Raw genomic sequence first — 13,078 nt, 5'->3', positions numbered from 1 at the left:
CCCTTCGCAGCCGGGAGGCGCGCACCTTTTGGTCGAAGCGCCGGGTGAAAATGGAGTCGCGTATCCGCATCGTCCCGATCAACGCCATGGATGGCCTTTTTCTCGACCGGCTGGCCCCGTGTTTGGAAGAGCGGTTTCTTTCGACCGTGCAGATCGAGCGAGCGCTCGCGGTGCCGCGCAGTTCGCTCAACGCGACACGCGCGCAGTTGTTTCTCTCGACCCTCGTCGCTCGCGTGCGCCGTGCCAATCCCGACGGCGCCGGCACGTACCTCGCGCTGACGGAGTACGATCTCTACAAGACGTCCCATCGCTTTATCTACGGCGACGCCGACGAGGCACAGGGTGTTGCCGCCGTATCGCTGCACCGGCTGCGCTCGGAGTACTACGGCGAAGAACCCGACCCCAACGTGCTCTTCCAACGCACGCTCAAGGAATGCGTGCATGAGCTCGGCCACGCGTTCGGACTGCGCCACTGTTACAACGCGCGCTGCGCGATGTATTATTCGAATTCCATCTTCGAAACCGACAATAAGATGTCGCATTTTTGCGAGGCCTGCGACAAACGCATCTCGCGGGCGCGTAACGAACGCTGAACGTTCCGTTAAGGTTGCGATAACGCCGGCTTATCGGCGCCTTCACGTCGCACCACTACGCTTCTTGTGTCCTGAGTTAGAAGTTCGCATATGAGGTGCTTGGGTGGTGGGTCTTCGCGCGCGTCTGATCGCGATGCTCGTAATCGTCATGGTTCTCGCGTTCGTCTTGCTGCTCGTCGGTGTGAACTTCGGATTGCGCAACGACGTCAAGGCGCTGGCCTCGCAAAGCGTCGAGGCGGGGTCGAACGCGCTCTCGAGTGCGGTGGCCTCACGGGTCGAGCAAACGCGCACGCTGATGCTCCAGGCAGCCGCGCAACCCTCGCTCGCGCGGGCGCTTGCCGAACGCGACGTGAATGCGTTGCAATCGATCGTCAACGATACCGCGATCTCGGGCGGGCTATCGTTCGTCGTGGTCACCGATGCCAAGGGGAAAGTGCTCGCCGGAAATCGCCCGGCCGCCGGTTCGCTTGCCGGCGACGGCGTCGTGAAGAGCGCGCTCGGCAATTTTTTGATCGGCGGCCCCAAGCTGCTCGACGGCCCCGAGCTGATCGCGCTCGGTGTGTCGGCGAACGCGCCGGCCTTAGCGATCGTCACCGCCTCGCCGGTGAACCTCAACGGCGTGGTTCTCGGCACGCTCTACGGCGGCACCGTTCTCGATTCGACGACGAAGTTCGTCGATGACGTGAGTCATCTCACCGGCGGTCAGGCCGGCATCGCGGTCAACGGGTCGCTCGTCGCGACCTCGATCGCGACGAAAGAAGGCGTCAAAGAAGTCGGGCTGACCGTTCCGAACGCCAACGCGGTCGCGAACCGCAACGATTTCACCGGGGAACAGAAGATCGACGGTGTCGATTACTACGTGATGATCGCGCCGCTCGCTTCGTACGACGGCAGCGTCATCGGCGCATACTGGTTCGGGATCCCGTTCGCCCAGTTCGATGCGGTGGTCAACCACACGCTGGGACAAATCGTGCTGTGGGGTGCGATCGGTCTGGTCTTCGCGCTGATCGCCGGGATGTATTCGGCCTCGCGCATCGGGCGTGCGATCATCCGGCGCAGCGAAGAGGTCAACGAGTCGGCCCAAGAGCTCAAGGTGTTGGTGGTCGGCGGCGAAGTCTCAGGCGATCACGTGGTCAAGACGCGCGCCACCCTGGAGGAGATTCGTTCGATCGTCGTGGCCGAAGCGGGCGACGGGGCGCGGATCACGCAGCTGCGCGACCTCGCACATCGAGCCGTCGACGACGTCGTGGTCATCGACACGCTGACCGCGGAGCTTGCGGCCCGCATGCGCGATGCCGCCGCCCGGGTGGAGCGGCTCAGCGAGGTTGCTCGGGCGCTGGACGAACTCGTTGCCGGCGCGCGGCCGAGCAGAAATTAGCCTAAAGGTCACGGCGTTTTCGACCGTCAATCCTTAGTATCCGTCGATTCGCCACCCGGAAGGGGGAGTCGTGATCTCTGGCTACCTTGCCGGTCTCCGGGCGCAGATGAGTCTGCCCGCCCGTGTAGTCTCGGCACTTCTTGGCGTCGTGGCGTGTGGGCTGGTTGCCTGGTTCGGGTCCTCCTTCCCGATCGAAGCCCCGCTCATCGTCATCGTCGCGCTCGTCGCGGCCGCAGCCGGATTCTGGGCCGGCTTGCCGCTCTCATTGCTGGCGGCCGTCGCCGATTACACCTCGCGCCAGCAGCACGGCGGCGGCGATCCGCTGGTGAGCGCGCTCTTCGTACTGATCCCGGGCGTCGTCGTCAGCGCCCTCTTCTACGGCGAGATCGAACCGCCTGACGGGTCGAGCGAGACGGCTCCCGGCCAGTTGGCATTCCGCGCGACCACCCGCGTGGCGCTTCCGCGCGGTGAGACCAACGGCAGTTCGTCCTCCGGCAGCCTGGCGGCGCTCGCCGCCGGCATTCGCGAAGTTTCACAGGGCGACTTCACCAAGAACATCGCGGTGAGCGACGCCGCGCTCCAAGATCTCGCGATCGCGCTCAACAAGCTGATTTTCGGGATGCGCGAGTTCTTGCGCCAGCTGCACGCCAACGCGGGCAACTTGGGCGAAGCCGGAACCGAACTGCGGACCACCGCTTCGACCGCGCTTGCCGTCATCGAAGGCGCGTCGGTCGCACAAGGTCAACTCGATGAGGGGATTCAGGAGCAGTCGCGCATCGTCGAGGAAGCGACCTCGAAGGTGGGCGTTCTGACCGAGGCGATCACCACGATTGCCGCGGCGGCAGAGGAACAGACGCGCAGCCTCGACGAGACGGCGCTCGCCGTTTCCAACATGGCAAGCTCGATCGAAGAGGTCGCCGCGCAGGTCGATTCGCTTTCGAGCATCTCGACCGAAACCTCGCGCACGGCCGAACGCGGCGGCACCGCGATCGGTACGATCATCGACGGCATGCACACGATTCGCACGACCATCAGCGACCTGGGCGAAGACATCAGTCAGCTCGGCAACAATTCGGAGCAGATCGGCGACATCGTCAAAGTCATCGACCGGATCGCCGAGCAGACGAATTTGCTCGCGCTCAATGCCGCGATCGAAGCTGCGCGCGCCGGCGAGCATGGCCGCGGGTTCGCCGTCGTCGCGAGCGAGATTCGCAAACTCGCCGACGGCAGCGTGCAGGCAACAAAAGAAATCGCCGGGCACATCACCTCGACGCAGGCGGTGATCTCGGAAGTCGTCGGCGCGATGGAACGGTTGACCGAGCGCGTCGAGGAGAGCACGGGCAGCACGAATTCGGCTTCGGGAGCACTGCAAGAGATCGTCTCGGCCGTTCTCACCGCCAACCAGCAGATCAGCGAGATCAGTTCGGTGACGCGCGCGATGAGCGCAAACTCGTATCAGGTGATCCGGCAGATCGAAGAGATCACGAAGTCGGTTTCGCTGAACCTGAAGGCGACCCAATCGATGACGCGCCAATCGGACGACGTCAGCAAGGCGTTCTCCGACATCTCGTCGATTTCGCAGCAGAACGCGTCGTCGGTGGAAGTGCTGACCTACGTCAACAAGGAAGTTACCGATGCGGCACAACGCATGATGGAGTCGGTCGACCAAATGAACGATCTCGCCGGGAAGATCGATTCGCGTCTTGCCCAATATAAAGTGAGCGAGTCCGGCACGGAGGGGGTAACGGCATGAGGATGAGTCTACGGGTACGCCTCCTAGGTACGATCGTCGCGACGATCGTCTTCTTTTTCTTGGTGAGCGTGATCGCGTCGCGTGTCGTGCTGCAGCGCGACCTTACCGCGCTCGGGAAGACGCAGGTGACGAATGGATCGGGCGCGTTCCAAGGCTATTGGGACTCGCGTAAGGACCAGATTCGTCTGCTTGTCGCACAAGACGCGGTAAGCGACACGCTGCGCAAGAGCGTTCAATCGCATAACGTCGGTTCGCTGACCGATCAACTCGCCAACGCGGCGCGTACCTCGGGACTCTCATTTCTCACCGTCACGGACGTGAACGGAAATGTGATTGCGCGCGCAAACGGTGCGCAACCGGGCTCGCTCAAGAACGATCCGCTCGTTCAGCGCGCGCTGACCGGCGAAACCGTGAGCACGGCGACCATCCTCGGACCGAGCGTCTTGGCGGGCGAAGGTCTGGCGCCGCAGGCGCAGGCCAGCATTCGCTCGAGCGACGGGAAAGGCACCGCGGAGCAGATCGACAAGGGCCTGGCGATCATTGCCGCGGCGCCGATCAGCGACGAGAACGAGCGCACGATCGGCGTGGTGTACGGCGGCGTTCTGCTCAACCACTTCTACGATTTGGTCGATCAGACGACGGCGGCGCTCGGCGGCGCATCGGCGATTCTGGAAGGCGATGCGATCATCTCGAGCACGATCCAAGAGCCGGATGGGACCCGCACGGTCGATCAGCAGGTCGCCCCCGCGGCCAATGTGGTCGCGAGCGGCCAGCCGTACGTTGGGGTCGATACCGAGGGCGGCACGCAGTATCTCGTGCGCATCGATCCGATCGTCGACGATCAGCAGCACGTGCTCGGCGCGCGCTGGTACGGGACGCCGCTGGCGAACCTGACCGGTATCATCAATCACACCACGACCACGCTCATCTTATGGGGCGTGATCGCGATGATCATCGCGATCATTTTCGGCGTGCTGGTCGTGCAAGTGCTCTCGAATACGCTCGATCAGCGCAGCAAGCAGGTTCGGCGCGCCGCCAAGGAGCTCGGCGTGGTGATCGTCGGCAGCGAGGTTTCGGGCGACCACGTTGCGATGACGAAGGCCGCGGTCGAACGCGCCGGTGCATTGATCGATGAAATGGCAGCCGAAGGAAATCCGTCACCGAAGCTCGGGGAGCTGAAAGCGGTCAATCAGGAGATCGAGAGCGACGTTACCGTGATCGATACGCTTTCGCAAGAGATGAGCAGCCGCATGCAACAGGCCGCAAATCGCGTCTCGGAGCTGAACGAGGTCGCGGCCGCGCTAACACAACTCGTAACCGGAGAGGCGGGCTAGGTTCCAAGGTCATGGCGGACTTGATTTTGTTTTTCGGCAGCAATGCCGATACGATGATTGCCACCAAGGCGCTCAAGGATGCGGGGATCTCGGCCAAGATGATTCCGAAACCGCCCAGCGTCAACACTCCTTCGAATCTTTGCCTCTCGATCGACGGCGGCGTGGAGGTGCAGGCGAAGTCCGCGCTTTCGGGTGCAGGCGTTTTGTTGGGCGGCGTCGTTAAATAAACGGAAGATATGCAAGCACGACATGTTCTCGCCGCTCTGGTCGGCGCGCTTTTCGCTGTCTCGTCGGTCGCACAGGCGGCTGACGCGCCGGCCACACCCTCTCCGTCGGCGCACGTTCCGCGCTCGGAGACGGTATCGACGCACCACGACGTCACGATCGGCGGCCGCACGATCGCGTACACGGCGACCGCGGGAACGATTCTGATCAAGACCGACAAAGGTGCGCCCGAAGCCCGCGTCTTCTACATCGCCTACACCGAAGACGGCGCCGATCCGAATCGGCGTCCGGTAACCTTTCTCTACAACGGCGGCCCGGGTTGCGCCAGCGTTCCGCTCGACATGGGCGCGCTCGGCCCGCGCCGGGTGGAGTTTCCCAACGCCGGGCACAACATCGGGCCGCCGTATCATCTGGTGAACAACGAGTACAGCCTGCTCGATAAGTCGGATCTGGTGTACATCGACGCGCCCGGTACCGGCTATAGCCGCTTGATGCCGAAGGTCGATCCGAAGACGGTCTATGGCATCGATCAGGATGCGGCGGCGTTCGGCGCCTTTATCTACCAATATGTGACGCGCAACGGCCGCTGGAACTCACCGAAGTTTTTACTCGGCGAAAGCTACGGAACGCCGCGCTCGGCGGTGCTCGTCAACTATCTGCAGAGCAACGATTCGATGGCGTTCAACGGCGTGATCTTGCTCTCGTCGGTGCTCGATTTCGACACGATCATGCCGGGCCCGGGTAACGACCTCGCTTTCATCACCTACCTTCCCACCGAAGCGGCGGTGAACTGGTATCATTCGAAATCGCCGAACAGGGGCACGCTGCAGAGCGTCGTCGATCAGGCGCGCGCGTTCGCGAACGGGCCGTATGCTTCGGCGCTCATGCAAGGCGATCGCCTCTCGCACGGGCAGTTCACGCAGATCGCGGCGCAGCTTTCACACCTCATCGGCCTGAGCACGCACTACATCGAGCAAGCCGATCTGCGCGTGCTGCCGTGGCGCTACGAGAAGGAGCTGCTGCACGAAAGCGGTCAACTGACCGGGCGGCTCGATGCGCGCTACGTCGGGTACGACATCGACCCGCTCAACGATTCGGCGACCTACGATCCGGCCGACGCCGCCACCGATCCCGGATTCCAGGCGGCATTTCTCTCGTACGTGCGCGACGAGCTGGGCTGGAAGAGCGACGAGACGTACACAGAGTGCGACGGCGACATCAATCAACAGTGGGACTACACCCGCAAGGGAACCTTCCCGTGGATCGCACCGACCACGAGTTCGGACCTTCAGCAGGCGATGACCCAGAATCAGAATCTGCGCGTCTTCGTCGGCGCGGGCTACTTCGACATGGCCACGCCCTTCGGCGCCGCCGAATGGACGTTCTCGCATCTCGGGCTTGAACCGGCGCTGCGCTCGCACGTGCAGTTCGGGTACTACGAATCGGGCCACATGGTCTACTTGCATGTCCCATCGCTCGCGAAATTCCACGGCGATCTCGACCGCTTCTTCGATCAGACGCTCGGGCAATAGCCCTTGTTTAACGCAAAGCGCGCGCGTCGGCGAGCGAAATGGTTTCTCGACGACCGTCGTCATGCTGGACGATGAGTCCGCCGTTATTCGAGAGACCGAGAGCGGTGACGTCGATCGGTTCGGTTTCGCCGTCTTTGAGAATCGAATAGCGCTTTGGCAGCCCGGCCCAGCGTTCCCAGACGCGGGCGATGCGCTGCGGCATCTCGAGCTGGTCGCTCCACACTTCGTAGTTCAGCAGAACATCGCGCAGGAGCGTAGCGCGATCGACGTTCGGGTTGACGTCGTCGCAGAAGGCCGGCGGGGGCGCGATCGAGGCATCGGCATCCGCCGGGCGATGAACGTTGATGCCGACGCCGGCGCCAACCCACGCCTCGTCACCGGCGATGCGCGAAACGCAGAGGATACCGGCGATCTTCTTCCCGCCGGTGAGCAGATCGTTGGGCCAGTGCAGGTCGCTGGGAATTCCACTCACGTGCAGCGCGCGGCGCACGCAGATTGCGACGCCGAAGGGAACGACCCAAAGGTGCGATGCGGGGATCGAGCGGGGCAAGATCGTGGTAACGAGCAGCGAGCTGCCCGGCGATGCGATCCAGCTGCGGCCCTTGCGGCCCGCGCCGTGCGTCTGTTCTTCGGCGACGACGGACGTTCCGAACGCGCCGGAATCGCCGAGCAGCGCGGCGGCATCTTCGTTCGTGCTCCCGGTACGGCGCAGGTAGCGGATACGTGCAAAGGCGGTCCCACGCAATTCGCGCTCGACGCGCTCGTACGGATGTTCGGCCGCCTCCATAGGTGGAGCTTGCGCCTGCGACGTATTCGGGGCCTGCTATGGCATTAGAAACAACGCTGATCCTCTGTAAACCCGACGCCGTTTCGCGCGGACTCGTCGGCGAAATCATCTCGCGCATCGAGCGCCGCGGATACATCATCATTGCGATGAAGCTCATGCAGCTTCCGGGCGACAAAGCGCGGGAGCACTACGCGGAGCACAAGGACAAACCGTTCTTCGGCGACCTGGTGAGCTTTATCACCAGTGCTCCGCTGGTGGCAATGGCGGTCGAGGGCGAGAACGCGATCGAAGCGTGCCGCCAATTGATCGGCGCCACCAATCCGGTTACCGCAGCGCCGGGATCGATTCGCGGCGATCTGGCACAAACGATCGGCCGTAACCTCGTGCACGGCAGCGACAGCAAAGGCGCGGCCGAACGGGAACTGAAGATTTTCTTTGCCCCCAACGAGCACGTCTCGCGTAAGCACGATCTCGAACGCTGGATCAAGGAGTGAGTGAACGATGACGATCGAATTGCTCCGCGGCGGCGGGCGGCCGCTGATCGAAGGCGTTCACGCGCGTGAAGTGCTCGACTCGCGCAGCAATCCAACGGTCGCGGTGAGCGTCGCCACCAGCTTCGGCTCGGTGGAGGAAGCGCTCGTGCCCTCGGGCGTGTCGACCGGTGCCAACGAAGCGGCCGAATTACGCGACGGCGATCCCAAGCGCTACAACGGTAAGGGCGTCCGCCGCGCGGTCGCCGCCGTCAACGAGACGCTCGGGCCCGCGCTCGAAGGCCTCGACGCGACCGCGCAGCGCGAAATCGACGAGCGGCTGATCGAATTGGACGGAACGACGAACAAATCGAACTACGGTGCGAACGCGTTGGTCGGATGTTCGCTCGCGGTTGCGCGCGCGGCCGCTTCCAGTCTCTCGCTGCCGCTCTTCCGCTATCTGGGCGGCCCCACCGCGGCGACGCTTCCGGTTCCGCAAATGAACGTGATCAACGGCGGGAAGCATGCCGATGGCGCGCTGCAGTTTCAGGAATGCATGATCGTGCCGCTCGGTGCGCCGACGTTCGCCGAAGCCGTCCGCTACGGCGCCGAAGTCTTCCACACGCTGGGCGGACTCTTGCACGAGCGCGGGCTGCCGACGCTGGTGGGCGATGAAGGCGGCTATGCACCGCCGCTCGATTCGATCGACGATGCGCTGCAGCTGCTCGTGCTCGCGATCGAACGCGCGCACTACAAACCGGGAACCGACGTCGCGATTGCGCTCGATCCGGCATCGAGTGAGTTCTACAAAGACGGCAAGTATTACGCCCACGACAAACAGCACGGCTTGAGCGCGAGCGAGATGGTCAAGCTATATACGGAGCTTTGCGCGCGCTATCCGATCGTGTCGATCGAAGACGGCCTGGCCGAAGACGACTGGAGCGGCTGGCATACGCTCACCGAGGCACTCGGCTCGAAGATCCAATTGGTGGGCGACGACATTTTCGTGACCAACACGGAGTTTCTCTCGCGCGGCATCGCCGAGGGCGTGGCGAATTCGATTCTGATCAAGGTCAATCAGATCGGCACCCTTTCGGAAACGTTCGACGCAATCGAGATGGCGCACAAGGCCGGTTACACCTGTGTCATCTCCCATCGGTCCGGCGAGACCGAGGATACCACGATCGCGGACATCGCGGTTGGGTCGAGTGTTGGCCAAATCAAGACCGGGTCGCTCTCGCGGAGCGACCGCATCGCGAAATACAATCGCCTGATGGCGATCGAGGAGCAACTCGGCGCCGCGGCGCGCTACGCGGGGCGTTCGGTCTTTCGCAGATGACCGCCGGTGAAGCGAAGGCGCTGCGCAAGCACGTTCCGCGCGGCGCCTTCGCGCAGTGGAAGCCGGCTCCCGACAGGCGCGATCCGGTCGAACTGCTGCACGAAACGGAGCGCGGGCGCATTCCTGCGCTCCTCGCGCTTCGGCACGAGCGCATGCGCGCCGACGTGTTTGGATTTTATCGCGGTGGTGCGGCGCTGATGGCGGCGGATCTTGCCGGGCGTCCGGTGACCGGCCTGCGCGTGCAGTTGTGCGGCGACGCGCACTTTCAAAACTTCGGCGGCTATGCAACGCCCGAGCGCAACCTGATTTTCGACGTCGACGATTTCGACGAGACACTGCCGGGCCCGTGGGAGTGGGACGTGCTGCGGTTGTGCGCGAGCGCACCGCTCGTCGCGGCGATTCGTTCCTTTGGAAAACACGCGGGCGATGAGGCCGCGTACGCGGCGGCGCGCGGCTACCGCCGCTACATGGCGAAGCTCGCGACGCGATCCCCGCTAGAGATCTGGTATTCGCGCGTCGACGTACGCGGAGAGCTGGCCGAGGAGCTCACCCCGCCGCGCACGGCCGAGCACGTCAATCCCACGCCCGAGCACGTCGAACTCGCGCACAGCATGCTGGCGATCTATCATCAGTCGCTTCAGCCGCACGTGCGAATGCTGCTCGAACGCTATCATGCGGTCGAGCTGTTCGAACATCCCGTGGGCGTGGGGAGCGTCGGGCTGTTGACGATGGTCGCACATCTCGAAGCGCGCGAGGGCGAAGCGCTCTACCTCCAGATCAAAGAGGCGCAGGCGTCGGTGCTCGAGCCCTACCTGCGCCGCTCGGTGTACGATAATCACGGCGAGCGGGTGATCGCCGGTCAGCGGTTGATGCAGGCTGCGACCGATCTCTTCGTTGGGTGGACCAGCGAAAATGGTCACGATTTCTACGTCCGTCAGTTGCGCGACGGAAAGGCGTCGCTCGATCTCGAGAACATCGACGCGGAGCAACTCATCGACTTTGCGCGGCGCTGCGGAACCGTACTCGCGCGCGCCCATGCCCGCACCGGAGATCCTCAGGCTATCGCCGCGTACCTGGGCCGGGGCGACGCTTTCGAAGAGGGGATGGTCGGCTTTGCGCGCGCCTATGCCGCGCAAGTGGAACGCGACTACGAAGAATTCTGCCGAACGTTTTCATAAGCGTACGGTGCCAGAACCATGGCCTCGCCCGGCATGTTACCGATATCGGGTCACGCTCGATGTACGTGTTACGCTATGATACGAGCAACCTTGCGCGACACGGAGGCAATCATGCGCTCGACGTTCACCGTGCTCTCAACCTTGGCGTTTGCGGCCCTGATAGGGGCCGGCGCAGCGAACCCTTCACCCGCTTCCGATCCGTCGACGAAGCTCGGAATCTGGTCGGGCCGCTGGAACTTCAGCGGTCAGATCTACCAAACGAAATACAGCAATGCTCATCCAGATACGGGCGTTGCCGATTGCACGTGGACCGCGAATAAGGGCTACGTCATATGCGATTACTTTTCGGATAACCCGCCGCACGACGATCTAGCCGTGATGAGCTACAGTCCGTCGGCCAAGACATACACGCTCGTCCAAGTCCATAAGGATAGGCCGGTCTCTTCGGAAAGATTGACGCAGAACGGAAACACGTGGATCACCTTGCGCAACGCTCCCGACAACGGGAAGACGCTGGTCGTCCGGACGACGTTTGTCTTTCTCACACCCGACAAACAAACGACGACGGTTCAGCTCTCCGCGGACAAGGGCCAAACCTGGACCACGACCGTTCGGGTTACTGCCGTGAAATCGGCTTGAGCCGCCCTGACGCGGGAGGATCCGGTGGGCTTATGGAACCTCGCGCGTCGGTGCCTCGTCGATTGCTTTTGATACACGTCTCCGCAGGGGCCTGTAGCTCAGCGGTAGAGCGGCCGGCTCATAACTGGTTGCGCGTAGGTTCGAATCCTACCAGGCCCACGTGTCGCTACGTCGCGATGGAGTTACGAAATGATTCATGTCGGCGATCACGTGATCGTGAAAGATCAGGACGAAGAGGCGGTGGTAACCGCCGTGCATCCCGACTCGCAAGTCGAAGTCGAATTCCTCGAGGCGTCGGAAGGCGGACCGCATCGCCGGCGCTACGCGGTTGAGGCGCTCGAAAAAGTTCGATGAAGATCGGCACGCTCGAGATGAAGATCGCTCGGGTCGAGGGCTTTCAAGTGCGCGTGTCTTATCCGGACGGCCGCAACGTCCGCTCGGATCGCGAGGGCATGCCGCCGTGGAATTGGGAGAAGGCCGCGCGCGATAACTGGACCGTCGCGCGCTGGAAGCAGGAACGGTTCAAGAGCGTCTATCCCGGCTTCGAAGTCGAAGTGCTCGACGGCGACGGAAATTTCGTTGAGTACGGGAACACGCTGCTCGAAACCGTTCGCGACAGCTACGACTAAACCGCGGTCAATTCTTTTCCGCGCGTTTCCGGTAAGAAGAGTACGGCAAAGACGGCGATCAGATAGGCGATGATGGCAACGATCGTCATTGCGTTGCCGATCGGCGCGACCTTCGCGAGCCACCCGATCAAGAACGGCCCGAATCCCGCCACTCCGCGCCCGAGATTGTAGCAAAATCCTTGAGCCGCGCCGCGCACGTCGCTCGGGAAGAGCTCGCTGAGGTACGGTCCGAAACCGCTGAAAATTCCCGAGGCGAAGTAGCCGAGGATCGGACCGGCGATGATCAACTGCCAATCGGCGACGACGGCATAGAGATAGAGCGGCACCATCGCCGCCGAACAGAGCGAGAAGATGATGAACGTGCGCTTGCGTCCGATCGCGTCGTTGATGTAGCCCGCGGTGATGTAGCCGACGTACGAGCCGGCGATCAAGAGATAGAGAAGCGATCCGCTGGTGACGGCGGAGATGTGCCGCTGGGTGGTGAGATAGGTCGGCATCCAGGCGAAGAGCGCGTAGTATCCGCTCTGCACGCCGATCGCCAGCAACGAGGCGAAGAACGTCGTGCGCGCGACCCGCGGTGTGAAGATTCCGGCCAACGACCAGCCCGGCGCCTTGCGCGTGGACGTATAGACCGGCGCGTCGGTCACGCCGCGACGAATGTAGAGGATCGAAAGCGCCGGGATGATGCCGAGGAAGAACAGGTACCGCCACCCCGCCTCGAGTCCAATCGTCGCCGCGATGATCTGGAAGGCGAAGTTGGCCAGCAGCCACCCGATCGCCCACGATCCTTGTACGAATCCGAGCGCGCGGCCGCGCTGCGGCGCGTTCGCCCATTCGGCGATCAACACCGAACCGACGGCCCATTCTCCGCCGAAGCCCAAGCCTTCCAGCGTACGATAGAGCGCGAGCGTGCCGTAGTTCTGCGCGGTGCCGCTGAGGAACGTGAAGATGGTGTAGCACGCGATCGAGATGATCAGCGCGTTGCGCCGTCCGATACGATCGGCGATCGTTCCCATCGCGATCCCGCCGATCGCGCTCGCGACCAGCGTGTACGTCGCTAAGAGCCCGCCCGCGGCCTTACTGAGCGAGAACGCCGTCAGGATTGCCGGCAGCGCGTACACGTAGAGGTAGAAATCGAACCCGTCCAGACCCCAGCCTAGCCCCGACGCGAGCATCGCGCGTCGCTGCGGCGCAGTCGTTGTCAGTGCAGCGGACATGGAA

The 13,078-nt window shown here is 63.1% G+C and carries 14 protein-coding genes and 1 tRNA gene; 13 read left to right on the top strand and 2 right to left on the bottom strand.

The annotated features are described in order from the left end of the window. Positions 1 to 50 precede the first annotated feature (50 nt). From VMF11_08580 to VMF11_08555, 6 genes are all read left to right on the top strand, one after another. Positions 51 to 593 carry an archaemetzincin family Zn-dependent metalloprotease gene (locus tag VMF11_08580; protein ID HTU70366.1) on the top strand — a complete coding sequence of 181 codons (543 nt, stop codon included), beginning with the start codon at positions 51 to 53 and terminating at the stop codon, positions 591 to 593. A 103-nt stretch (positions 594 to 696) separates the two neighbouring features. Next, positions 697 to 1,971: a cache domain-containing protein gene (locus VMF11_08575; protein ID HTU70365.1), complete on the top strand. Its 1,275-nt coding sequence runs from the start codon at positions 697 to 699 to the stop codon at positions 1,969 to 1,971. A gap of 70 nt (positions 1,972 to 2,041) precedes the next feature. After that, positions 2,042 to 3,724 (top strand): methyl-accepting chemotaxis protein, encoded by a 1,683-nt coding sequence (locus VMF11_08570; GenBank protein HTU70364.1) that lies wholly within the window; start codon positions 2,042 to 2,044, stop codon positions 3,722 to 3,724. 2 nt (positions 3,725 to 3,726) lie between these two features. Continuing rightward, on the top strand, positions 3,727 to 5,058 hold the full coding sequence (locus VMF11_08565; protein ID HTU70363.1) for a cache domain-containing protein: 1,332 nt from the start codon (positions 3,727 to 3,729) through the stop codon (positions 5,056 to 5,058). Positions 5,059 to 5,069: 11 nt separating this feature from the next. After that, on the top strand, positions 5,070 to 5,285 hold the full coding sequence (locus tag VMF11_08560) for a putative Se/S carrier-like protein (GenBank protein ID HTU70362.1): 216 nt from the start codon (positions 5,070 to 5,072) through the stop codon (positions 5,283 to 5,285). A gap of 9 nt (positions 5,286 to 5,294) precedes the next feature. Continuing rightward, complete coding sequence (locus VMF11_08555; GenBank protein ID HTU70361.1) at positions 5,295 to 6,815, top strand: hypothetical protein; 1,521 nt, start codon at positions 5,295 to 5,297, stop codon at positions 6,813 to 6,815. A gap of 7 nt (positions 6,816 to 6,822) precedes the next feature. On the opposite strand, the gene VMF11_08550 is transcribed toward VMF11_08555, so the two are convergent. Further along, positions 6,823 to 7,602: a biotin--[acetyl-CoA-carboxylase] ligase gene (locus tag VMF11_08550; GenBank protein HTU70360.1), complete on the bottom strand. Its 780-nt coding sequence runs from the start codon at positions 7,600 to 7,602 to the stop codon at positions 6,823 to 6,825. A gap of 38 nt (positions 7,603 to 7,640) precedes the next feature. Here VMF11_08550 and ndk point away from each other — a divergent pair, with 38 nt between their 5' ends. The 7 genes from ndk (at position 7,641) to VMF11_08515 (ending at position 11,857) form a co-directional block, all read left to right on the top strand. Beyond that, a complete protein-coding gene (gene ndk / locus VMF11_08545; GenBank protein ID HTU70359.1) occupies positions 7,641 to 8,096 on the top strand; it encodes a nucleoside-diphosphate kinase in 456 nt (151 codons plus the stop codon). 7 nt (positions 8,097 to 8,103) lie between these two features. Beyond that, on the top strand, positions 8,104 to 9,411 hold the full coding sequence (gene eno, locus VMF11_08540; GenBank protein ID HTU70358.1) for a phosphopyruvate hydratase: 1,308 nt from the start codon (positions 8,104 to 8,106) through the stop codon (positions 9,409 to 9,411). Further along, positions 9,408 to 10,589, top strand: coding sequence for a DUF2252 domain-containing protein (locus tag VMF11_08535; protein HTU70357.1), 1,182 nt, complete (start codon positions 9,408 to 9,410; stop codon positions 10,587 to 10,589). Before eno ends, VMF11_08535 begins: the two co-directional genes overlap by 4 nt. A gap of 75 nt (positions 10,590 to 10,664) precedes the next feature. After that, the gene (locus tag VMF11_08530; protein HTU70356.1) at positions 10,665 to 11,228 is read left to right on the top strand and encodes a hypothetical protein; all 564 of its coding nucleotides are present in this window, start codon (positions 10,665 to 10,667) and stop codon (positions 11,226 to 11,228) included. An 87-nt stretch (positions 11,229 to 11,315) separates the two neighbouring features. Then, a tRNA-Ile gene (locus VMF11_08525) sits at positions 11,316 to 11,387 on the top strand. A 30-nt stretch (positions 11,388 to 11,417) separates the two neighbouring features. Next, positions 11,418 to 11,582: a hypothetical protein gene (locus tag VMF11_08520; GenBank protein HTU70355.1), complete on the top strand. Its 165-nt coding sequence runs from the start codon at positions 11,418 to 11,420 to the stop codon at positions 11,580 to 11,582. After that, positions 11,579 to 11,857: a hypothetical protein gene (locus VMF11_08515; protein HTU70354.1), complete on the top strand. Its 279-nt coding sequence runs from the start codon at positions 11,579 to 11,581 to the stop codon at positions 11,855 to 11,857. Before VMF11_08520 ends, VMF11_08515 begins: the two co-directional genes overlap by 4 nt. Here VMF11_08515 and VMF11_08510 read toward each other — a convergent pair. Next, on the bottom strand, positions 11,854 to 13,074 hold the full coding sequence (locus VMF11_08510) for an MFS transporter (protein HTU70353.1): 1,221 nt from the start codon (positions 13,072 to 13,074) through the stop codon (positions 11,854 to 11,856). The two genes, VMF11_08515 and VMF11_08510, sit on opposite strands and share 4 nt — an antisense overlap. Positions 13,075 to 13,078 lie beyond the last annotated feature (4 nt).

Source organism: Candidatus Baltobacteraceae bacterium (assembly GCA_035502855.1).
Taxonomy (GTDB): Bacteria; Vulcanimicrobiota; Vulcanimicrobiia; order Vulcanimicrobiales; family Vulcanimicrobiaceae; genus Aquilonibacter.
Note: the sequence above shows the minus strand (reverse complement) of the source record. Positions and strands in the feature narration are given on the sequence as shown.